Origin of the sequence: Paraburkholderia sp. BL25I1N1 (assembly GCF_003002025.1) — a bacterium.
Classification (GTDB): Bacteria; Pseudomonadota; Gammaproteobacteria; order Burkholderiales; family Burkholderiaceae; genus Paraburkholderia.
This window is the reverse complement of record NZ_PVZB01000003.1, coordinates 297,828-320,726: the sequence shown is the minus strand read 5'-3', so window position 1 is coordinate 320,726 and position 22,899 is coordinate 297,828. Positions and strand designations below refer to the sequence as shown.

The window sequence follows — 22,899 nt, the reverse complement described above, 5'->3', positions numbered from 1 at the left end:
ATCCAGTCGCACGCCGCAGTCAACAAGTCGAGGCGAAGCCAAAAATGAAACACAGTCAGTTAGAGCATGAGGATGACATGGCTACTACTCGAGAGGCGCCGCCCGAGTCAGTCAGCTTCCGGCAGGCGTTCTGGTATTGGCTTCGCCTTGGTTTCATCAGTTTTGGCGGACCTGCTGGGCAGATTGCCATCATGCATCAGGACCTAGTCGAGCGGAAACGCTGGATTTCCGAAAAGCGGTTTTTGCATGCTTTGAACTACTGCATGATTTTACCTGGCCCGGAGGCACAGCAACTCGCCACGTACATCGGTTGGTTGATGCACCGGACATGGGGCGGCGTCATTGCCGGGGGTCTCTTCGTATTGCCGTCCCTCTTTATCCTGATAGCGCTTTCATGGATCTACACGGCATTCGGCAGCGTGCCTGCCGTGGCTGGTGTGTTATACGGCATCAAGCCGGCTGTTACCGCCATTGTCGTGTTCGCGGCTTACCGCATTGGCTCTCGCGCCTTGAAGAACGCCTGGTTATGGGCAATTGCAGCGGCCGCGTTCCTCGCCATTTTCGTATTGAATTTGCCCTTTCCCGTGATCGTCCTGGTCGCGGGCATCATCGGTTACTTTGGCGGTAAATATGCCCCGACCAGGTTCGCTGTTGGCGGAGGCCACAAAGCCGGTGACACCGCCTTTGGCCGCGCAATCCTCGACGACGACACACCCACGCCCAGACACGCGCTCTTCACGTGGAAGCGGTTTGTTGTCGTGTTTGCCGTCTTCGTTCTTATCTGGCTCGTCGTCATCGGCACGCTAACCGCCTTGTATGGCTGGACCGGAACGTTCACGCAAATGGCGTGGTTTTTCACTAAAGCTGCGTTGCTGACGTTCGGCGGCGCATATGCCGTTCTTCCTTACGTCTACCAGGGCGCGGTCGACAACTATCACTGGCTGACCAGTCTTCAGATGATAGATGGCCTCGCCCTGGGCGAGACGACGCCGGGACCGCTCATCATGGTCGTCTCCTTTGTGGGATTCGTCGGCGGTTGGACCAAGGTCGTGTTCGGACCAGACGCCGCACTCGCGTCAGCAATCGTCGCCTCTGTCGTCGTGACGTTCTTTACTTTCCTTCCATCCTTCTTGTTCATTCTGCTCGGCGGCCCATTCATCGAGACGACTCACGGCAATCTAAAATTCACAGCGCCGCTAACCGGCATAACCGCAGCTGTAGTTGGTGTGATCGTGAACCTCGCCGTGTTCTTTGCCCTTCACGTGCTATGGCCGCATGGGCTGCATGGCGGCTTCGACTGGCCGTCGCTGGTGATCGGCTTGAGCGCGGGCGTCGCCTTGTTTCGATTCAAGGTCGGTGTGATATCAGTCATTTTGACGTGCGGCCTTGTGGGTCTCGCGTTGCGCTTGTTTCTGTTTTAAGGAACGCGAGCCCAATGCGGCGCACGACCGTCAAGCTATCAGTTGGGCACCCTTTCTTCAGATCCTAGCGTTAAGACCTGGACGCCATTTTGGGTCACGGCCACGGTATGTTCAAACTGCGCCGACAGTTGCCCATCGCGCGTGACCACGGTCCAGCCGTCTTCTTCGGTTCGAACAGAACGTCGCCCCTGGTTGATCATGGGTTCGATGGTGAACACCATGCCTTCCTGCAACAACAAACCCGTCTGCGGCTTTCCCCAATGCAGCACTTGCGGTTCCTCGTGCATTTCACGCCCGATGCCATGTCCGCAATATTCCCGAACGACCGAATAGCCATTTCTGCGAGCGTGCCGCTCGATAGCATGACCCACATCGCCAAGTCTGGCGCCGGGGCGAACGGCCTTGATCCCTTTCCACATCGCTTCGTAGGTCACTTGCACGAGCCGTTTTGCCAGTGGAGACACCTCTCCCACAAGATATGTCTTACTGGAATCCGCGATGTATATGAGCGGACACATCGGTCGCATCGCGCTCATCCTTCAGCCGATAGCGCGCTTACCGACGACCCACCCGCCACATGCATCTGCACCGCCGGGACGAGCGGGCGGGTTCCTCAGTTCTTTAACGGCAGCCAGATCTCAAGCCCGCCCATCCCGCTGACGGGATCGAACTTCTCGTCGTAGCGCTCAAAATTCGGCGCATCGGCAGGAATATGTCCCGATGCCGGCAGCCACTGGTTCCAGATCGTATTCCAGGTGCGCCGGATAGTCGAAACATGCTCGCGATGGCTGAACACCGCATACCGCTGCGGCGAAATGCGCAAGCGACTCAGATCGGCAGGTAATGCGGAAAAGTCGCTGACTTCGACGCCGCACAGATAATCGATGTTGCCGCTGTCGTCGGCGTTATAGCAAACGCCATACGCCACATTGCCGACTTGCCCAGGCACTTTGCCGAAGTAGTCGCCAAAACGCTGCCACTGCGACGGAATCGCGGCACAGGTTTCGCTGGTGTAACGCTCGCTCAGGCCCGCGACGAGAAACGCTTTGCCGTCTTCAAAGCGCGGCGGTTCGAGATGGGTAAGCAGGGTTTCGTCCATTTTGATCGGCTCCACGAGGGCGAGATTGTCGAGATGGCCACGCGCGCGCAGCGCGTCGGGCGTGAGCCCGAATTGATCGCGAAACGCACGCGTGAATGCCTCGTGAGAACCGTAGCCGGCGTCGATGGCGACCGCGAGAATATCCGGTGCGCCGCTCGCCAGCCGACGCGCCGCTTCGCTCAAGCGACGCCCGCGCACGTAGCGCATCACCGAAAACCCCGTGGCCGCTTCGAAGGCGCGCGCCAGGTGAAAACGCGACACGCATCCGCAGTTAGCGATGTCGTCGAGCGTCAACTCGTGGGCAAAGTGGCTTTCGATAAACCACAGCGCTTTTCCAACCGGGTTCATATGGCTCTCATGTCAGCATGGAACCAGCATAGCGAGCGCCGATGCGGGGTGTTTGATCGGGATTGCGGTTTTGCGGAAACGCGTTTTAGTAGTTTTCGGTCGCGGCTTTGTTGCCCGTGGCGGTGGAATGTTCGTCCGCTGCCGTCGCGTGGTGACCGTGAGCGTCTTCGTGAGCACCCGCACCGCCCGCGTGCCCCGTCCGCAACAACAAGCCACCTAGAATCCCCGCCACCGCCGCAAAAATCGCCCCAGACAAAAACGCGACGTGATACCCGCTATTCAGCGCCGCCACGGCATTGCCAGATGACGCCTGCATCGCCTCACTCCGCGCCGCGGCCAGACTCGCCAGCACCGCAAGCCCGAGCGCGCCACCCATCATGAACGACGTATTGACGATACCCGACGCGAGCCCCGAATCGCCAGGATCAACATCGCTCATAGCCGCGAGCAGCATCGGATTAAACGCAATCCCCGCGCCGAAGCCGAGCAGAATCATCCCCGGCATGACATCGAGCACAAAACTGCCGCCAACTGGCGCGCGGGCGAACAACGCAAGACCGCAAGCCGCGACCAGCAGCCCCACGGCCAGCGGAACACGCAGCCCGAAGCGCATCACCACCCGCGCCGACAGCCCGAGCGAAAAGAACCCCATGATCAGATTAGCCGGCAGGAACGCAAGCCCGACCTGCAACGGCCGATACCCGAGCACACGCTGCAAATACAGCGCGGAGATAAAGAACCAGGCAAACATCGCAGCAGCCCACAACACGCCGACTACATTCGCCGTCGCCACATTGCGCAAGCGAAACAAAGCGAGCGGCATCAACGGATGCTGCACACGCGATTCGATCACGAGAAACACAATAAGCAGTGCCACCGCGGCAAACAGCAAGCCGAGCGTCTGTGCCGAAGTCCAGCCAGCTTCATTGCCGTTCACAACAGCGTAGACAGCGAGCATCAGCGAAACGGTGACGGACACCGCGCCGGCCACATCGAGCCGCTCGCCGTGCGCATGACCGCGCGCGGACGGCAACAGCGCGACACAGAGTGCGTACACGGCGACACCAATGGGCAGATTGACGAGAAAGATCCAGTGCCAGCTCAGCAAATTGGTAAGCAACCCACCGAGCAACACGCCGATACTGCCGCCGCCCGCACACACGAACCCATACACCCCCATGGCTTTCGCGCGTTCGCCGGGTTCGGTGAACAGATTCATGATGAGCGACAGCGAGACCGCAGAAACGATGGCGCCCGCTACACCTTGAACCGCACGCGCGCACACCAGCAGTCCTTGCGAATTGGAAATCCCGCAAGCAAGCGATGCCAGCGTAAACAACGTAATGCCGATGAGAAACAGCTTGCGATGCCCATACAGGTCGCCGAGCCGGCCGCCTAGCAGCAGGCAACCACCGAACGTCAGCATGTACGCATTCACCACCCACACGAGCGACGTCTCGGTAAACCCAAGATCCGCAGCGATGGACGGAAGCGCGACGTTCACGATCGTCGTATCGAGCACGATCATGAGCACGCCGAGGCACAGCACGACCAGTGCGAGCCAGCGCTTGTTACCGTGGATGGAATGGGTCATGCGGGCGACTCCTTAGGCATGGTCGATTGGATGCCGAACATGCCGGGGCTGACACAGGTGCCACGCCAGAAGACCCGGCGCAGTCCAGACCAGCCTTTTTGGCAAGTCGTTGACGACAATGCGATTTGCCAGTCTAGCACCCGTCATTTTCGGCCCACAACTACGAGTTCCAGGTCGGCGCGAACCTCAATCGCCGCCGAGCAATTCGTACTTGCCGCCGCGCTCCAGTGCACGCTGATACGCCGGCCGCGCATGAATGCGCTTGAGGAAATCGACCACTGCCGGAATCTGGCCTTCCATGCCGCCGCGCGCCGTGCCGGCTTCGAGCGGGAAACTCATCTGCACGTCCGCCGCCGTGAAGTCGTTGCCGACGAACCAGCCGGTCTTGCTCAACTTCTGATCGATATAACCGAGGTGCAGCTTCAACTGCGGATCGATGAAACTCGATTGCAGCGTGCGGGCGATCTTGCGCGCGATCGGCTTCGCGAAAAACGGCATCGGCGCGCTGGCAATCCGCAGCGCCACGAGCTTGAGCAACAGCGGCGGCATTGCCGAACCTTCAGCGTAATGCAGCCAGTACGTGTAGCGTAGCCGCTCCGGTGTGCCCGGCGCCGGCGCGAATCGTCCCTGCCCGTATTTGTCGATCAGATATTCGATGATGGCGCCCGATTCGGCGATCGTCTGGCCGTCGTCGGTAATCACCGGCGATTTGCCGAGCGGATGCACCGCGCGCAACTCGGGCGGCGCGAGCATCGTTTTCGGATCGCGCTGGTAGCGCTTGATTTCGTACGGCACGCCGAGTTCTTCGAGCAGCCACAGCACACGCTGTGAGCGGGAGTTGTTCAGATGATGGACGATCAGCATGGGTCGAGTGACGGTGGCGAGTTGAGTGTCACATCATAAGGATGTTGCGCAGAGGCGGGCCTCTAGTCGCACGTCACACGCGTGATTTGCCGCCCATCAACTGATTCGACGGCAGCGTTTCGTCGAGCAGCTTGCGCGCGCTCTCGATGCCGGCCACGGGCAGTCCCTCGGGGTTCAGCAGGCCCACCTGCACCAGCACGGAAGCCTGATCCCAATAGATGTGCTCGTTATAGAGCTTGTCGCCTCGGAAACAAACGACGGCGAGCATGGGTACCTCGAAATACTTACCGGTCGGCGCAACGCCGGGCAGCAACCAGTCGATTTCGCAGCTATGCGTGCAGCTAAAAATGAATTCATCGACGATGCGATCCGCGCCGATGGTGCGTGAAATCGGAATCAGCTTCGTATCGACGGGATTCGAATTGACGAAGTGATGCGTATAGAAACGCTTCAGATTGTCGTGACCCACGCCGCCGGTCATGGTCGGAACGTGATTGACGTAGGGTTGCGCGACCATGGTCGGCATGACGGCATCCACGTCGCGCGTGGCGAACTCGTAATAGCAATGCGCTTCCCACAGCGCGTTGAGATCGTAGACCGGGCCGAGCACCTTGCGCAGAAGAGCTAGCGTGCGCGAATACGCCATCATCGCGGCGGGCTTGTCGTATTGCGGGCGCGACGGCGCGGCGAACGCGTGATCGCAGCCCGGATACACGTATTGCTCGATTTGCGGCCGCGTGCGCAATGCGGCGCTGATCCGCTCGCGGGTTTCCGCCGGACAGTGCGAGTCGTGTTCAGGGAAGTGAAACACCATCGGGCAGCGAATGGCCGGCACTTCATCCAGATGCGCTTCGAGGCCGACGCCGTAGTAGCTGACCGCGCAATCGACATCGGTGCGCGCCGCACTCAGGAATGCGAGCTTGCCGCCGAGGCAGTAGCCCACCGTGCCGACTTTGCCGGCCTGTTCAGGCATGGCGCGCAAGGCGGCGACGGTGGCGGCGATATCGTCGATGGCCAGATCCGTGTCGAATTGGCCGAGATAGTCGAGCGCCTGGTTCATGTCGGCGTCGCCATAACCGAGCACGATGCCCGGTTTGATCCGCCAGAACAGATCGGGCACCAGCACCACATAACCTTCTTCAGCGAAGCGGTCGGCCATCGCCTTCATGGTGTCGTTGATGCCGAAAATTTCCTGCAGGAGCACGAGTCCCGGGCCCGACCCTTGCGCGGGACGCGCGACGTAGGCATTGAAACGGCCGCCATCCTGGGCGACGACTTCCATGAAAGAGGCGGCCATGCGGTGTGTCTCCATGCAGGTAATTTGAGCTATGCCATGGTACGCAACTCGAAACGTTTGAGCTTGCCGGTTTCGGTGCGCGGCAATGAATCGACGAAAACGATGACGCGTGGATATTTATACGGCGCCACACTATTTTTCACGAAATCCTGCAGTTGCGCGACCAGTTTGTCGTCGCGCTCGTAACCGGGATTCACCACGACGAATGCCTTGACGATCTGCCCGCGGGTTTCGTCCGGCACGCCGATCACGCCGCATTCGGACACCGCGTCGTGTTGCAACAGGACACTCTCCACTTCGGGCCCGGAGATGTTGTAGCCGGCGGAGACGATCATATCGTCGGCGCGCGCCTGGTAGAACACGTAACCGTCTTCGTCGAGATAGACGGAATCGCCCGGCAAGTTCCAGCCGTCGCGCACGAACTTCTTTTGCCGCTCGTCGGCGAGATAGCGGCAGCCGGTCGGGCCGCGCACCGCCAGTTTGCCGATTGTGCCCGGCGCGACCGGCTGCATGTCGTCATCCACCGCTTGCACGGCGTAACCCGGCACCGCACGACCGATGGCGTTCGGGCGAATCTCGTCGCCCTGAGCCGAAATGAAAATGTGGATCAACTCGGTGCCGCCAATACCGTCGATCATGTCGATGCCGGTCGCGTCGCGCCATAAACGCCGCGTTGAATCCGGCAACGCCTCACCCGCCGACACGGTTTTCTTCAACGAGGAGACATCGTGGAGCGCAACCAGCGGCGCCATCTGCCGATAGAACGTCGGCGCAGTGAACATGACGGTCGCATGAAAACGCTCGACGGTCTGCAGCAAAGTCTCGGGCGTGAGCTTCTCGATCAGCACTGTGGACGCGCCCACTCGCAACGGAAAACACAGCAAGCCGCCAAGTCCGAACGTAAACGCGAGTGGCGGCGTGCCGCAAAAGATATCGTTCGACGTGGGCTTGAGCACGTGGCGCGGAAACAGATCGCACATTGCCACGACATCGCGATGAAAGTGCATGCAGCCTTTCGGCGCGCCGGTCGTGCCGCTGGTGAAGGCGATCAGGCAGACGTCGTCGGCGGCGGTGTCGCACGCGGTGAAGTGGTCGGGCTTGTTGATCGCGAGCGTATCGAGGGAATCAGCGGCGTCGTCGTGAAAGAGGCGCGTTTGCTTCAGGCCCGCGCAGTAGAACTCGTCTTCTGGATCGCTGCAACGTGCGAGTTCGGCGGTCAGGCGCGCGTCGCACAACGCCGCGCCGACGTGCGCTTTCTCGATGATCTGCTTCAACTCCTTGGCGCGCAGAAGCGGCATGGTCGGCACCACGACGAGCCCAACCTTCAGCGCGGCGAGTGCGGTCACGGCCATATGCAGCGTGTTCGGGCCGCGCAGTAAGACGCGATTGCCGGGCTGCAGTCCCATTTCGTCGACCAGCACGTGCGCGCTGCGATTCACGAGCGCCAGCAGTTCGCCGTAAGTGGTAGCGCGCGGTGTCCCGTCGACATCGGACCAGATTGCCGGATCATCGCGGTGACCTGCATCGATGGTTCTTTCGAGCAACTCCGTGGCGCAGTTCAAGCGCGCCGGGTACGCAACGTCCGGGTTGTCGAGCAGAAAGACGGGCCATTGATCCTGCGGCGGAAGATTGTCGCGCGCGAAGGTATCGACGTGTGCTGACAGTTCCATCATGGTCTCCCGGGCGTTGAGCCGGCTAGATGCGCTTCGGTTGGCTTGGTGGTTTCTTTTCGTGTGCTCTGCCGCTCGGTTACTGGGGGACCACGGCGGTCCCTTCGATCTCGACTTTCGCTTCATCTTCGATAAGCGCGACCACTTGAACCGCGCTCATCGCAATGTCGTAGTCGCCGATCAACTCGCGAAACGCACGGCCGATGTCTTTCAGCGACGCGAGATATTCGCGTTTGTCGGTGACGTACCATGTCAATCGCACCAGATGCTCAGGCTTGCCGCCCGCTTCATGCAAAACGGCGAGCACATTCTTGAGCGCCTGGATGGCTTGCGCGGCGAAGTCGGTGGTCTGGAAACGCGCCTGTTCGTCCCAGCCGATCTGACCGGCAATGAACACCTGCGTGCCGATTGCCGCGACGCCGTTAGCATAACCACGCGGCTTGACCCAGCCGGCGGGGAGAAGAGCTTTTTTCATGAGCGATGCGCCTCAGTGGAGTCGGGCTGTGGGGCGAACGTCGCGAGGGCGCTCGCGATGTCGGCGGGAATGTCGATGGAGGTGCCGCGTTCAAGCGACGTCGTGACGAGCACCTGTTTCGCGCGGAAACGCGTTTCGCCGTTGCAATGGCCGACAATATCGACGCTGATCGAACGCCGCCCGATCGCTGTAACGTTGAGGGTCAGCCTGATGGTTTCGCCCATCTGGCTCGGCCGTGAAAACTCGCAATCGAGTTTGACGATCGGCAAACCGAGGCGGCGTTGCGAGATCATGTGCGCGTAGTCGATATGCAGGCCTTCGTTGAACCAGTCTTCGACCAGCGCGTTGGTCATCACCAGATATTGCGGGAAGAACACGATGCCCGCCGGATCGCAGTGCGAGAAGCGAATGCGCACGGGCCGTTCGAAAGACGCGCTCATTTGGCGTTGTCTCCGGCAGTCGCGGCAGCGTGCGCTTTCAACAGATCGCGTCCGATAATCAGTTGCTGCACTTCGGTCGCGCCTTCGTAAATGCGCAGCGCGCGAATCTCGCGATACAGCATCTCGACGGCCGTGCCGCTTTGCACGCCCATGCCGCCGTGGAGTTGCACGGCAGCGTCGATCACCTGTTGCGCGCCTTCGCTTGCGTGCCACTTTGCCATCGCGGCTTCGCGCGTGACGCTTTCGCCTTGATCACGCAGCCACGCAGCGCGATAGACCAGCAACGCGCTGCTGTCGATGGTCAACGCCATCTGCGCGAGTTTCGCCTGCGTCAGTTGAAAATCGCCGAGCGTCTGGCCGAACATCTTGCGCGACGCAGCGCGCGAGATACCTTCGGCCATCGCATGACGCGCGAATCCGAGCGACGCGGCTGCCACGGACGTGCGGAAAATATCCAGCGTGCGCATGGCGAGCTTGAAACCTTCTCCGGGCACGCCGAGCATCTGGCTGCGCGGCACGCGCGCGCCGGCAAAGTGCAAACGTGCGAGCGGATGTGGCGCGATCACGTCGATGCGTTCCGCGATCTCGAGTCCCGGCGTATCCGCGTCGACAATGAATGCGCTGATGCCGCGCGCGCCCGGCGCTTCACCGGTTCTCGCGAATACCACGTAGAAATCGGCGATGCCGCCGTTGGAGATCCACGTCTTGTCGCCGTCGAGCACGTAGGCGTCGCCGTCTTCGCGGGCGGAGAGCGCCATGGCGGCGACATCGGATCCGGCTTCGGGTTCGGACAGCGCGAACGCTGCGAGCGCCGTGCCATTGGCGACGCGAGGCAGATAGCGGGTCTTTTGTTCATGCGTGCCGCCGAGCGAGATCGCGCCCGAACCGAGTCCTTGCATGGCCAAAGCGAAGTCCGCGAGTCCCGAGTGTTTGGCCAGCGTTTCGCGAAGCAGGCAAACGGCGCGCGTGTCGATCGTGTCACCGTGGCCGCCGTATGCGACGCCGCCCACGCCATATTTCAGCCAACCCGCCGCGCCGAGTTCACGCACCAGGTGACGACAGGTTGCATCGACATCCTTGTGGTCTTCGTGCTTCAGCTTCTCGCGGCACCAAGCTTCGATACCGGCGGCCAGCTCGCGATGACGCGGCTCGAAGAACGGCCACGCCAGCGCGCTATGCAGATCCAGTTCGGTGTTGGCGCTCAACTCAATCTCCTTCGAACACCGGACGCGATTTCGCGGCAAACGCACTGTAAGCGCGCTCAAAATCACGAGTGCTCATGCAGATGGCCTGGGCTTGCGCTTCCGATTCGATCGCTTCGTCGATACTCATGCTCCATTCCTGATGCAGCATCTTCTTGGTGATGCCGTGCGCGAAAGTCGGGCCGGCGACGAGATCGGCGGCGAGCTTGTGCGCTTCTTCAAGTAGCGCGGCGGGTTCGCATAGTCGGTTGTAGAAGCCCCACGCGTGGCCTTCTTCGCCGCTTGCCGAGCGTCCGGTGAAGAGCAGTTCGGCGGCGCGTCCCTGGCCGATGATGCGCGGCAGAATCGCGCAGGCGCCCATATCGCAACCGGCGAGACCGACGCGCGAGAACAGGAAAGCGAGCTTGCTGCGCGCGGTGCCGAGCCGCATGTCGGACGACATGGCGAGAATCGCGCCGGCACCGGCGCAGACGCCGTCGACCGCGGCAATTACCGGCTGCGGGCAATGGCGCATGGCTTTCACCAGATCGCCGGTCATGCGCGTGAAGAGCAGCAGTTCAGGCATCGGCAGATCGATCAGCGGCGCAATGATGTCGTGCACGTCGCCGCCGGAGCAGAAGTTGTCGCCCGCGCCGTGAATCACGACAGCTTTAACGTCGGTCGCATACGTCAATTGCCGGAACAGATCGCGCAACTCCGCGTACGACTCGAAAGTCAGCGGGTTCTTGCGCTCGGGGCGATTCAGCGTGATTGTCGCGACCTTGTCGGCGACCTGCCAGCCGAAGTGCCGCGCTTCGTAGCCGGCTAGCGTGAGGCGATTGCCGGCCAGCAGGGCGTCGGCGTTGGATCGTGTCATGAGTCTCTCTCCACGGTTCGATGCCGATCAGTCTTTCAGACTGTCGAGCAGATGTTGCTTGAGTTTGCCCAGGCGCTGATGAGTGCGCGATTTTTCATCGAGGCTCAAACCGCCGAACAGTTCGACTACCCATTGCTCGTGTGCGATCGCCATCTTGTCGAACGCTTTACGTCCGGCGGGCGTTAGGCACACGCTGATCGAGCGTCGATCGTTCGGATCGTTGTCGCGCGACACCAGGCCTTCTTTTTCGAGCTGATCCGTAATGCCGGTAATGTTGCCGCCCGTCACCATCAAACGACGCGACAACTCGGTCATCTTCAGGCCCTCGGGATGTCGTTCCAATTGGGCCATCAGATCGAAACGCGGCAACGTGGTGTCGAATTCGTTGCGCAGACGCTTGCGCAATTCCGCTTGCACGAGGTTGGTCGTGGTCAGCATGCGCAGCCACAGACGCAGGCCCATGTGGCTATCCGCGCCCGTGCTCATTTCGAGGTCCACGACGTTCTCCGCGGGTTTGGGGACGCCTTTGCGCGGCGGTTTCGTTTCAGCCGCCGTCGCCGGTTTCTTGATGTTGAATGGCTTGGTCACATCACTTCTCCACCGGAGATGGAAATGGATTGCCCCGTGATGGCGTCCGAGCCGGGTTGGCAAAGCCAGAGGACGGCATTAGCAACCTGTTCTGGACTCACGAAGCGATGTTGTGGATTCGAGCGAAGCAAGGTTTCGCGCGCCTGCTGTTCGGTTCGCGAGGTCTTGCTGGTGATCTGTTCAAGGGATGCGTGCAGCAGTTCCGTTTCCGTGTAGCCGGGGCACACGGCGTTGACGGTGACGCCTTTCGTCGCGACTTCCAACGCGAGTGAGCGCGTGAGACCGATCACGCCATGTTTCGCGGCGCAATAGGCGGCGACGTACGCGTAGCCGATTTGTCCCGCCGTGCTGGCGACATTGATGATGCGTCCATGACCGCGTTCGAGCATGCCTGGCAACACAGCGCGCGTGCCGAGGAAGACGCCGGTGAGGTTCACGTCGAGCATGCGCTGCCAGAGCGCCGTGTCGGTGTGCGTGAACGGCGCGGCTTGCGCCTGGCCCGCGTTGTTGATGAGGATGTCGACTTCGCCGGCTTCACCAAAAGCGCTTGCGACGGAGTCTTCCTGAGTGACGTCGACGCTAATGCAAGCGACGTCGCCCAGCGTCCGGCATTTCTCGCGCTGCACGTCGAGACGTTCCGCGTTGCGGCCCATCAACGTGACGCGCGCGCCGGCGCGTAGCAGCGCTTCCGCGACGGCGGCGCCGATGCCGCTGCCGCCGCCCGTCACGACCGCGTGCTGTCCCGCGAGTGTGGAATTGAGTGTGTTCACACGGTTCCTTCGGCGCGTTGCGCGCGTTCTTGCGGCGACAACCCCGCGTTCGCGGCGGCTTGAGCGCGCTCGCGTTCGAGGTTGCGTTCGAGTTGAGACTTCGCCGCGGTGTAGGGCTTCGGCCACATCACGTCGAAATAGCCGATCTTGGCTGCTTCGTTCAACGTCCACGAAGGATTCGCCAGATGCGGGCGCGCAATCGCGCACAGATCCGCGCGGCCTGCCGCGATGATGCTATTCACGTGATCCGCTTCGGAGATCGCGCCGACCGCGATCGTCGCGATACCCGCTTCGTTGCGCACGCGGTCGGCGAACGGCGTCTGGAACATGCGGCCGAAAACCGGCTTTTCTTCCTTGCTGACCTGGCCCGACGAGACGTCGATCATGTCAGCGCCGGCCGCCTTGAAAGCCTCAGCGATCTTGACTGCGTCGTCGGGTGTCGTGCCGCCTTCGACCCAATCGTTAGCGGAGATGCGCACGGAAATCGGCTTGTCTTGCGGCCAGACCGCGCGGATCGCCTTGAAAACCTGCAACGGATAGCGCAGACGATTTTCCAGCGAGCCCCCGTAGTCGTCAGTGCGATGATTGGTGAGCGGCGACAGAAAGCTCGACAGGAAATAGCCGTGCGCGCAATGCAATTCGAGCCAGTCGAACCCTGCCTCCGCCGACATTTGCGTGGCGCGGACGAACTGCGCTTCGATTTCACGCAGCTCGTCTTGCGTGGCTTCGCGCGACTGCTGGCTGACGCCGCGCAAATATTGTTGCGGCGACGCCGAGACAAGCGGCCAGTTGCCTTCCGTGAGGGGTTGATCGATGCCTTCCCACGAGACACGTGTCGAGCCTTTCGCACCCGAATGGCCGAGCTGGATTCCGATCTTCGCATCCGATTGACGATGCACGAGGTCAACGATGCGCTTCCATGCGGTGAGATGCTCCGGTGCATACATGCCGGGACACGCGGGCGTGATGCGCGCCTCGGGCGAGACGCAGGTCATTTCCGTCATGACCAGCCCAGCGCCGCCCATCGCGCGAGCGCCGAGATGCATCAGGTGATAGTCGCCCGCAATGCCGTCAACGGCGGAGTATTGCGCCATGGGCGAAACGACTACGCGGTTTTTTAGCGTCACGCCGCGCAACGTGAAGGGCGTGAACATGGGCGGGACGGAGTGCTTCTCGGGCGAGCGATTCACGCCGGAGCGCCGGGCGAGCCAGTCTTCGAAGCTTGATAGATACTGTGCATCGCGTTCACGCAGATTTTCGTGCGAGATGCGCTGTGAGCGCGTGAGCAGTGAATACGCGAACTGTTCCGGCTCGAACGACGTATAGCGGTCCACATGCTCGAACCATTCCGTCGAATTGCGCGCCGCGTTCTGAATACGCAATACGTCGATGCTGCGCACCTCGGTGTAATGCTTCAGCGCGGCGGCCAGATCACGCGGATGCGCGCCCATGCTGTTGGCGAGTTCGATCGAATCTTCAAGCGCGAGCTTGGTGCCCGAGCCGATCGAGAAGTGCGCGGTATGCGCGGCGTCGCCCATGAGGACGACTGGCGTTTGCGTGCCGTCAGCGTTGCTGCGCCAGTGCACCCATTCGTCGTTGACGACACGCGGGAAGCGAATCCATTGCGACGAGCCGCGCAAATGCGCCGCGTTCGATAGCAGCGCATTGCCGTCCAGATACTTCGCGAACAGCTTTTCGCAGAAGGCGATGCTGTCCTCTTTGCTCATTTCGTCGAGGCCGGCGGCGCGCCACACGCGCTCCGGCGTTTCGACGATGAACGTGGAGGTCTGATCGTCGAAGCGATAAGCGTGCGCCTGGAACCAGCCGAATTCGGTTTCTTCGAAGGCGAACGTGAAGGCGTCGAAGAGTTTTTTGGTGCCGAGCCAGACGAAGCGGCAGTCGCGCATGTCGATGGCGGGCCGATAGGTGGCCGCGTACTTTTGACGGACTGTGCTGTTCGCGCCGTCGCAGGCGATGATCAGGTCGGCTTCGTAGACGCTGTCGTCCGTGACTTGGGTTTCGAAAACCAGCTTGACGCCGAGTTCTTCGCAGCGCGCCTGCAAGATATTCAGCAGACGTTTGCGGCCGATCCCGCAAAAGCCGTGACCCGACGAACGGATTTGCCGGCCGCGGAAATTGATCTCGATGTCGTCCCAGTGATTGAAGGCGTCGAGGATCGCATCGGCACTGGGGGCGTCGGCGGCGCGCAGATTGCCGAGCGTCTGGTCGGAGAAGACGACGCCCCAGCCGAAGGTGTCGTACGGACGGTTGCGCTCGACGACCGTGACATCGTAGGCCGGGTTCCGGCTTTTCATCAAAAGGCCGAAGTACAGACCGGCTGGGCCGCCACCAATGCAAACGATGCGCATGCTTGTTCCCCATGTGTGAACGCTGCTGATGGGGGTAATTTAGGCTTAGATAGTTTAGATGTCAACTAAATATGGTTGGGGAGGTGGCGGGGCGCTGCGGTGAGCCGAACCCCCGCACCCCGGCGCCGCTTCGTAGCTTGAGCGATTCGCCGACACTGATAACCAACGGACATTAATCGTTCCAAAAATAGCACTTATCGTTTCTCTTGGTTCGGGCGAATATTCGCCAAACAACAAAGCGCCCGAACACCGCAAGTTAAAAATCTCTGGAGACACCTCGATGCATCCCTCCTCACCCCCGCTGGCCTCCGGACAATCGAAGGCTTCCGCCGTGCTGCGCGTGACGGCAGGCAACTTCCTGGAGCAGTTCGATTTCTTCCTGTTCGGCTTCTATGCCACGCAGATCGCCGCGGTCTTTTTCCCGGCGGGGAGCGAGTTCGCCTCACTGATGATGACGTTCGCAGTGTTCGGCGCAGGCTTCCTGATGCGGCCGCTCGGCGCGATCATCCTCGGCGCGTATATCGACGATGTCGGCCGCCGCAAGGGCCTGATTGTCACGCTGTCGATCATGGCGAGCGGCACCATCCTGATCGCGTTCGTGCCCGGCTATGCGACGATCGGATTGTTCGCTCCGGCCCTGGTTCTCATTGGCCGTCTGCTGCAGGGCTTCTCCGCGGGTGCGGAACTGGGCGGGGTATCGGTCTATCTTGCAGAGATGGCGACGCCGGGCCACAAGGGTTTCTTCACGAGTTGGCAGTCGGCGAGCCAGCAAGTGGCGATCGTCGTCGCTGCCGCGCTCGGCTTCGCGCTCAATCATTGGCTGGACACGGCGGCGATCGCCGCGTGGGGATGGCGCGTGCCGTTCTTCGTCGGCTGCATGATCGTGCCTTTTATCTTCATCTTGCGGCGCAATCTCGAGGAAACGCAAGAATTCAAACAGCGCCAGCATCGCCCGACCATGAAAGCAGTCTTTACGACGCTCGTGCAGAACTGGAATGTCGTGATCGCAGGCGTGCTGCTGGTCGCCATGACCACGACGAGCTTTTATCTGATCACGGTGTACGCGCCGACCTTTGGCAAGACCGTCCTGCATCTGAGCACCGCCGATAGTCTGCTGGTCACGCTGTGCGTGGGCATCTCGAACTTCATCTGGCTGCCGATCGGCGGCGCGCTGTCGGACCGGACTGGACGCCGTCCGCTCCTTCTCGGAATGACGAGTCTGGCGATTGCAACCGCCTACCCCGCGCTATCGCTGCTGGCTCATGCGCCGAGCTTCGTCAACATGCTGCTTGTGCTGCTCTGGCTCTCGTTCATGTACGGCATGTACAACGGCGCGATGGTCGTCGCGCTCACCGAAGTGATGCCGGTCGAAGTGCGTGTTGCCGGATTCTCGTTGGCCTACAGCCTCGCGACGGCGGTCTTCGGCGGTTTCACGCCCGTTATCTCGACCGCGCTCATTCACATGACCGGCGATAAAGCCGCGCCGGGCTACTGGATGAGTTTTGCCGCGGTATGCGGGCTCGGTGCCACGCTCGCACTGTATCGGCGCCGTCGCGCTCCGCTGCATGCGGCTTCCTGAAGCATCGCTTCGCTCCTCGAACTTCATCCTGACGTTCATTCAACCATGAAATCCATCCTTCTGAAACTCTGCGCCACAGCGCTCCTCGGCGGCGCCGCCGCAGCGAACGTGCAGGCCGCCGAACTGCACGTGATTAGCTCCGGCGGCTTCACCGCCGCCTACAAGCTGCTCGGCCCGAAGTTCGCGGCGTCCACGGGCAACACGCTCGATACCGCGCTCGGACCGTCGATGGGTAAGTCGCCGGAGGCCATTCCGAACCGGCTTCAGCGCGGCGAGCCCGCCGACGTGGTGATCATGGTCGGCTATGCACTCGACGACCTCATCAAGCAGGGCAAGGTGATCCCCGATTCACGCGTCGAGCTCGCGGATTCTCGCATCGGGATGGTCGTGCGCGACGGCGCGCCGAAGCCCGACATCGGGTCAGAGGCGGCGCTCAAGGAAACCTTGCTGCATGCGCGGTCGATCGCTTACTCGGATAGCGCGAGCGGTGTCTATATCGAGCGCGAGTTGTTCAAACGGCTCGGCATCGAGGAACAGGTGAAGAGCAAGGCGAAGATGATCCCGAAGATTCCGGTGGCGTCGGTGGTTGCAACCGGCGACTACCAAGTTGGATTTCAGCAGGTGAGCGAGTTGCTCCCGGTGAAGGGCGCGGCGTATGTCGGCAAGATTCCGGAGTCGATGCAGTCCGTCACGCGCTATGCGGCCGGCATCCCGGTCGGCGCGCAGCATCCGAAGGAAGCGAAAGCGCTGCTCGACTATCTCGCATCGCCCGCCGTGCAGCCGGTGGTGACATCGACCGGGCTCGATTCCGTCGCCGCGCACTGAGACGACGGCAACGATTCAGCCCGGCAGGTCGGCGGGCTGATCGAAAGCTTCCTCGGGCGCGTGCGCCAGACTCAATGCGTTCTGCAGACGTGTTCGGTCGCAGGCGCGCTCCCACATCGATACGAAGATCACCGCGCACGCGTTGCTGATCACGCTCGTCAGGGCACGCGCCTCGGACATGAAGCGATCGATGCCGACCAGTAGCGCGACGCCTGCCACCGGCAGATCGGGAATGACAGCGAGCGTCGCGACGAGTGCAACCAGCCCGCTGCCCGACACGCCCGCCGCGCCTTTCGATGTGATCAGCATGACCACGAGCATCGTCGCGATCTGGCCGCCCGACAGGTGCACATCGCACGCTTGCGCGATGAACATCGAGGCGAGCGTCAGGTAGATCGCCGTGCCGTCGAGATTGAAGGAATAGCCGGCAGGCAGCACGAGACCCACAATGCCCTTGTCGCAGCCAAGCGCTTCGAGCTTGACGATGAGGCGGGGCAGCACCGGTTCGGTCGATGACGTCGCGAGCACGATGACGAGTTCCTCGCGAATGTAGCGCAGCAAACGCCAGAGGGAGAAGCGATGCAGGCGTGCGAGGGGACCGAGCACGCAGACCACGAACAGCAGGCACGCCGCATAGAACGACAACATCAGCATGCCGAGCGAGCCGATCGAATGGATGCCGAAACGGCCTACCGTGAACGCCATCGCGCCGAATGCTCCGATGGGGGCAAGCCGCATGATCAGCGCGAGGATGCGGAACAGCATGTGTGCGACGCTATCGATGAATTCCTGCACTCGCCGGCCGAGGCTTCCGCCGGCGTTCAATGCGAAGCCGAACAGAAGGGCAAGCAGCAAGACCGGCAGAACCTCGCCTTTCTCGAAGGCGCCGACGAGCGTCTCCGGAATCAGATGCAGTGCGAACTCGACAAGCCCGTGCGGCTGCGTGCGCGTTGAATACTGCGCAAGGAATGCCGTGTCCAGATGATGCGCGTCGATGTGCAAACCCGCACCCGGATGCAGCGCGAACGCGGTCGCGAGGCCCAGACCGAGCGCAACGACGGTAAGCGCGTAGAACAGCGCGAGCGCTTTCAGGATGATCCGGCCGATTTTCGAACCGCTCGCAAGCGACGTGATGCCGATGACGATCGTGCAGAAGACGATTGGCGTGATCATCATGCGAACCAGCGCGACGAAAGCATCGCTAAGCGGTTTCAGCGACGCGCCGGCCTGTGGCCAGAAGTGGCCGACGGTCATGCCGAGCGCCATTCCAACGAGGACCTGGACGTAAAGCAGCCGGAACGGCCTTGGCAGTGTCATGTCGAGGTCTTCTTCGCCGCGCGGGCCGCGCCGCTGCGTTTCGTGTCGAGAATCATCTGATAGAACTGCTGCGCGGCCGGCGCGAGTGGACGCCCCCGGCGTCTGACAATGCCGACTCGCCTCGTCACGACCGGATCGACGAGCGGCACGCTGGTCAAAATCGGATGGCCGCGCATGGGCATTGCCATTGAAGGCACCGCTGCCACACCGAGTCCCGCTTCGATCAGGCCGAGCATGGTGGTGACATGGCGCGTCTCGCAGACGCTCGGCATTGCCGGCGCCACGTTGGTCAACGCCTGATCGAGCAGCAGGCGGTTGCCGGAAGTCTTGTCCACGGAGACATATTCGTGTTCATAAAGCTCGCTCCAGGTCACCCGCTTTTTCCGGGCAAGGGGGTGATCGCGACGGCACGCGGCGACGAATCGTTCCTGCAGCAGGACCTTGAACTCGACTTCGGTTTCCTGGCTGCCCATGAAGCTGACGCCGAAATCGGCTTCGCCGCTGATGACCGAGCCGAGCACTTCGTTGGCGCTCGAGTCCAGCAACTTGACCCGGATCCGCGGATAGCGGCTGTGATAGGCGGCAACGACGCTCGGCAGGAAATAGTAGGCAACCGACGGCACGCATGCGATGGTGACATGACCGAGGCGGCTGCTGGAGACGTCGCGAATACCGAGCAATGCGACATCGAGATCGTCGAGAAGTTGTTCGGCGCTTGGGGCGAACACGCGACCTATGGTGGTGAGCGTCACGCTGCGGGTGGTCCGCTCGAAGAGCCGCACGCCGAGCGCCGCTTCGAGCTTTTCGATGCGCCGGCTCAGCGCCGGCTGAGAAATATTGACCGCCTCCGCTGCTTTGCGAAAGCTACCCAACTCCACGACGGCTCGAAACGCCTGCAGATCGTTCAGGTCGAAGTTGACACCCACAAGACATCCTCCGCATTGTCGATGTGGCTATTTTGCATGATGCGGGTGAAAGCGCCCATCGAGGACTACATTTGGTGGTTAGACCGCGAGGGGTTGGCGGAGTGGGGATCGGGGGGCGGTTTCGTCGTGTCAGCGTTGATTCAGGGCCGAGAGGTGGGCATCGCTTCGTGGCCGGAATGAGCGGGACGACGAATGGCTGAGGTCGTTGGAGTCATCCGAACATGAATGGCGGCCGTGCCCTCCCAGGCTTATATCTGCACGCCGCAAATGGTCGATTAATAACGCGGCACCGGTCCGCTATTCGCAATACGAGGCGTCTGGTCGAACCCGGGTCTAGGTCCAGGCCGCCCCCGGTTCGCGCCGCCGTCAAACCCCGGGGGACTGCGCGGCGACCTCTCACCTACCGTCAATCGGTGCTCGTACCGTTAAACTCGACGATTTCGACCCAGTTCGCTCCCTTACCCACCGGATACTGTCCAATCGCGCTCAGCGCACCGGACTTCCGGTCAATACGATAAGCGCCTAGATTCGCCGACAACTGACCGACCGCCAGCAGGTACGCGCCAGACGGATCGATATTGAACCCGCGCGGCTGCTTTTCAGTCTGGTACGTGCCGATACGCGTCAGCTTGCCCGAGCGCATGCTCACCTTATACGCGGCGAGCGTGCTGGATGTGCGCTCCGACGCATACAGAAAACGCCCGTCGGGAGTCAGGTGGAGATCGGCTCCCCACGGTTTGTCACCCAAGAAATCAGGCGGCAGGATGGAGATCGTCTGAATCGGCTTGACTGTGTCGCGGGTGCCATCGAAGGCGAGCACATGCAGTTTGCCGTCAAGCTCATCGATCAGATACGCGAACCGATGATCCGGCGAAAAGATGAAGTGGCGCGGTCCCGATTTTGGTGGCAACGAATACGCGGGCGCGGCGTCCTCAGTCAACTGGCCGTTCGCCGCGTCGAACTTTAGACGCAGCCAGGCATCCGAGCCCAGCACCGACGCGAACACGTAGCGATTGTCAGGCGCGTTGCGAATCGCGTGAGCCATTGGGCCCGTCTTGACGATCTGCTGCACTTCGCCGACCACCCCATCCGCACCGATCCGATTCACCGCCAGAAGGTTGCCGCCGTACGACGCGGAAAACAGGTAGCGGCCGTTCGCATCCGTCGAGACATAGGCCATGCTTTCCGCGAGCGGCGCTCTGCCGAGTTCGATCAGCCGGCCATCGAGCGGATTAACCGCAAAACTCACCACGCGATACGGCTGCGAGCGCAGCCCGGCATAAAGCCGGAGATGGTCGGGCGAAAACGCCATCGGCATCACCGTTGCGCCGACCGCCACGGTCTCCACGGCCGTCAGCGAGCCATTCGACTTGTCGAGGCTGAAAACGGAAATATCCTTGCTATCGGCATTCGATACGTATGCGTACGTTGCGGCCTGCGAGGCGCTGGACACCACGGCGGCCAACCCGATTGCCGCTACACCGAGAACACCTTTAACGCTCATGCTCACACTCCGGATACAAATGGTTGAAATCGCCAAGCGGCGGCCGGCGCCCACCGTCGGACGACGAACAGCGATGCGGCTTTACCTGGGAAACGGTTGCTTGATCGGCGACGGGCGTTGATCGTTCGCGCCGTCTGTCAACGGGCAAGACGAAACGCCGAGACAGCATCCGTCAGCAACTGCGCCTGCTGCTCGAGAGCGCTCGCGGCGGCGGCGGCCTCCTCGACGAGCGCTGCATTCTGTTGGGTCACCTGGTCCATTTGCGTCACCGCCTGGCCAACCTGTTCGATGCCAGTGCTCTGCTCGATCGTTGCCGCTTTGATCTCATTCATGATGGTGGCCACGCTGCGTACGGCGCCGACAATTTCCTTCATCGACTGCCCCGCCTGCGCGACCAGGTCATTCCCGTTCGCCACGTCCTCGACCGAGGCGCCGATCAAGGCCTTGATTTCACGGGCAGCGTCCGCGCTACGTAGCGCGAGACTGCGAACCTCGCTTGCGACCACGGCGAAACCGCGTCCCTGCTCGCCCGCCCGCGCCGATTCAACCGCTGCATTCAACGCGAGGATATTGGTCTGAAACGCAATACTGTCGATCATCCCGGTAATCTCGGCGATCCTGCGCGAGCTTTCGCTGATGGCGTTCATCGTCTGGATGGCGCGCTCGACGACTTCGCCGCCGCCCTGCGCGACATCTGCCGCGCTCGAAGCTTGTGTGCTTGCCTGCTGCGCATTGTCCGCGTTCTGTTTGACGGTCGACGTTAGCTGTTCCATGCTCGCGGCGGTTTGTTCCAGCGCCGCAGACTGCTGCTCGGTGCGGCTCGACAGATCGAGGTTGCCCGCCGCGATCTCCCGCGCGCCACCATAAATCGCTTCGCAACTGTTGCGCACGTTTGCCACGGTCTGCGATAAACCGCGCTGCATCCGCTGCATCGCTGCGAAAAGCTGGCCGATCTCGTTACCGCTCGCTTCGGGGATGAGCGCCGTCAGATCGTTCGCCGCGATCCGATCGAGCAGGTCAGCGGCCTCTTTCAGCGGCGTTGTCACGATACGCCGCAGCGCGAAATGGGTGGCGACGATCAGCGCAAGCGCGCCGGCCACCCCGATAACGACCAGACTGACGACCCATTGATATTCGCGCTCGGCCTGCGCAATAGCATCGTTCGACAGCGTGTTCGCCATGCTCTGGAATTTCTCGACGTTCACCGAATACGCTGCGCCGGCCGCCGTAATGTCGCGATCGTTGATCGCGACATAGGCGTTCGTATCACCGGCACGCACGGCATCGACGGCTTTCGTCAGGATTGCCGCGAGATTGTTCGACGATTCGACCAACTGTTGTTTCAACCCGTCATCCTGACCACTAAAAGAGGCCGCATCACGAAACGACTGCGTTTCCGTGGCCGCCCGATTCAGCGTCGTCCCGGCGCTTTTCAGCGCCGAGTCTCGTGTCGCCTCGTCGTTGCGTTCCTTCAAGGCCGAATAGGCCCGTGTCAGCGCGGCTCGGGTGCGTGTGGAGTCCTTGTATCCGTCGTTGACAAGGATTTCCTGCGTCGCAATCTGATGAATGCGAGCAAGATTGGCATTCGCGCGACTGAGCGTGGTGACGCCGAGCACCCCGCCAAACAAAATCATCGTGGCGAAAATCACGAAGATAGCAAGGAGGCTTTTTCGAACCGATACGTTCCGCATACTGCTTCTAGTCCATCGTTGTACGATGACTTGTTTACGGCAGATCGACCGATTTCCTTAGAAA

The 22,899-nt window shown here is 61.5% G+C and carries 19 protein-coding genes and 1 pseudogene; 3 read left to right on the top strand and 17 right to left on the bottom strand.

Features of this window, described 5'->3' with window-relative positions; translation table 11 throughout:
• Positions 1-77: 77 nt before the first annotated feature.
• Positions 78-1,421 carry a chromate efflux transporter gene (gene chrA / locus B0G73_RS06305; RefSeq protein ID WP_106279178.1) on the top strand — a complete coding sequence of 448 codons (1,344 nt, stop codon included), beginning with the start codon at positions 78-80 and terminating at the stop codon, positions 1,419-1,421.
• Between the two features lie 38 nt (positions 1,422-1,459).
• Here chrA and map read toward each other — a convergent pair.
• From map to B0G73_RS06240, 13 genes and pseudogenes are all read right to left on the bottom strand, one after another.
• Positions 1,460-1,924, bottom strand: a pseudogene (map, locus tag B0G73_RS06300) (type I methionyl aminopeptidase); the annotation flags it as partial.
• A 110-nt stretch (positions 1,925-2,034) separates the two neighbouring features.
• Complete coding sequence (locus B0G73_RS06295; RefSeq protein ID WP_106278980.1) at positions 2,035-2,868, bottom strand: AraC family transcriptional regulator; 834 nt, start codon at positions 2,866-2,868, stop codon at positions 2,035-2,037.
• Positions 2,869-2,953: 85 nt separating this feature from the next.
• Entirely contained in the window at positions 2,954-4,462 is a 1,509-nt protein-coding gene (locus B0G73_RS06290; protein ID WP_106278978.1) for a DHA2 family efflux MFS transporter permease subunit, read from the bottom strand.
• Positions 4,463-4,648: 186 nt separating this feature from the next.
• Positions 4,649-5,326 carry a glutathione S-transferase family protein gene (locus B0G73_RS06285; protein ID WP_106278976.1) on the bottom strand — a complete coding sequence of 226 codons (678 nt, stop codon included), beginning with the start codon at positions 5,324-5,326 and terminating at the stop codon, positions 4,649-4,651.
• Between the two features lie 73 nt (positions 5,327-5,399).
• Positions 5,400-6,623 carry a dienelactone hydrolase family protein gene (locus tag B0G73_RS06280; RefSeq protein ID WP_106278974.1) on the bottom strand — a complete coding sequence of 408 codons (1,224 nt, stop codon included), beginning with the start codon at positions 6,621-6,623 and terminating at the stop codon, positions 5,400-5,402.
• Positions 6,624-6,652: 29 nt separating this feature from the next.
• On the bottom strand, positions 6,653-8,293 hold the full coding sequence (locus tag B0G73_RS06275) for an AMP-binding protein (RefSeq protein WP_106279177.1): 1,641 nt from the start codon (positions 8,291-8,293) through the stop codon (positions 6,653-6,655).
• Positions 8,294-8,372: 79 nt separating this feature from the next.
• Complete coding sequence (locus B0G73_RS06270; RefSeq protein ID WP_106278972.1) at positions 8,373-8,768, bottom strand: RidA family protein; 396 nt, start codon at positions 8,766-8,768, stop codon at positions 8,373-8,375.
• Positions 8,765-9,208 carry a thioesterase family protein gene (locus B0G73_RS06265; RefSeq protein ID WP_106278970.1) on the bottom strand — a complete coding sequence of 148 codons (444 nt, stop codon included), beginning with the start codon at positions 9,206-9,208 and terminating at the stop codon, positions 8,765-8,767. The genes B0G73_RS06270 and B0G73_RS06265 overlap by 4 nt, the downstream gene beginning before the upstream one ends.
• The gene (locus B0G73_RS06260) at positions 9,205-10,413 is read right to left on the bottom strand and encodes an acyl-CoA dehydrogenase family protein (RefSeq protein WP_106278968.1); all 1,209 of its coding nucleotides are present in this window, start codon (positions 10,411-10,413) and stop codon (positions 9,205-9,207) included. The genes B0G73_RS06265 and B0G73_RS06260 overlap by 4 nt, the downstream gene beginning before the upstream one ends.
• A 1-nt stretch (position 10,414) precedes the next feature.
• Positions 10,415-11,266: an enoyl-CoA hydratase family protein gene (locus B0G73_RS06255; protein WP_106278966.1), complete on the bottom strand. Its 852-nt coding sequence runs from the start codon at positions 11,264-11,266 to the stop codon at positions 10,415-10,417.
• A gap of 27 nt (positions 11,267-11,293) precedes the next feature.
• Positions 11,294-11,854 carry a MarR family winged helix-turn-helix transcriptional regulator gene (locus B0G73_RS06250; RefSeq protein ID WP_106278964.1) on the bottom strand — a complete coding sequence of 187 codons (561 nt, stop codon included), beginning with the start codon at positions 11,852-11,854 and terminating at the stop codon, positions 11,294-11,296.
• A complete protein-coding gene (locus tag B0G73_RS06245) occupies positions 11,851-12,624 on the bottom strand; it encodes an SDR family NAD(P)-dependent oxidoreductase (protein ID WP_106278962.1) in 774 nt (257 codons plus the stop codon). Before B0G73_RS06245 ends, B0G73_RS06250 begins: the two co-directional genes overlap by 4 nt.
• Positions 12,621-14,993 (bottom strand): bifunctional salicylyl-CoA 5-hydroxylase/oxidoreductase, encoded by a 2,373-nt coding sequence (locus B0G73_RS06240; protein WP_106278960.1) that lies wholly within the window; start codon positions 14,991-14,993, stop codon positions 12,621-12,623. Before B0G73_RS06240 ends, B0G73_RS06245 begins: the two co-directional genes overlap by 4 nt.
• A 280-nt stretch (positions 14,994-15,273) precedes the next feature.
• Between B0G73_RS06240 and B0G73_RS06235 the strand changes: the two genes are divergently transcribed.
• Both B0G73_RS06235 and B0G73_RS06230 read left to right on the top strand, forming a co-directional pair.
• Complete coding sequence (locus tag B0G73_RS06235) at positions 15,274-16,572, top strand: MFS transporter (RefSeq protein WP_106278959.1); 1,299 nt, start codon at positions 15,274-15,276, stop codon at positions 16,570-16,572.
• Positions 16,573-16,617: 45 nt separating this feature from the next.
• Entirely contained in the window at positions 16,618-17,397 is a 780-nt protein-coding gene (locus B0G73_RS06230; RefSeq protein WP_106278957.1) for a substrate-binding domain-containing protein, read from the top strand.
• A gap of 15 nt (positions 17,398-17,412) precedes the next feature.
• Here the strand turns inward: B0G73_RS06230 and dctA are convergent, their stop codons facing one another.
• The 4 genes from dctA to B0G73_RS06210 all read right to left on the bottom strand — a co-directional run bounded on the left by dctA (position 17,413) and on the right by B0G73_RS06210 (position 22,835).
• Positions 17,413-18,714 carry a C4-dicarboxylate transporter DctA gene (dctA, locus tag B0G73_RS06225; protein WP_106278955.1) on the bottom strand — a complete coding sequence of 434 codons (1,302 nt, stop codon included), beginning with the start codon at positions 18,712-18,714 and terminating at the stop codon, positions 17,413-17,415.
• Positions 18,711-19,640 (bottom strand): LysR family transcriptional regulator, encoded by a 930-nt coding sequence (locus tag B0G73_RS06220; protein WP_106278953.1) that lies wholly within the window; start codon positions 19,638-19,640, stop codon positions 18,711-18,713. Before B0G73_RS06220 ends, dctA begins: the two co-directional genes overlap by 4 nt.
• A 406-nt stretch (positions 19,641-20,046) precedes the next feature.
• Positions 20,047-21,144: a beta-propeller fold lactonase family protein gene (locus tag B0G73_RS06215; RefSeq protein WP_106278951.1), complete on the bottom strand. Its 1,098-nt coding sequence runs from the start codon at positions 21,142-21,144 to the stop codon at positions 20,047-20,049.
• 137 nt (positions 21,145-21,281) lie between these two features.
• Positions 21,282-22,835 carry a methyl-accepting chemotaxis protein gene (locus tag B0G73_RS06210; protein ID WP_106278949.1) on the bottom strand — a complete coding sequence of 518 codons (1,554 nt, stop codon included), beginning with the start codon at positions 22,833-22,835 and terminating at the stop codon, positions 21,282-21,284.
• Between the last annotated feature and the right edge of the window lie 64 nt (positions 22,836-22,899).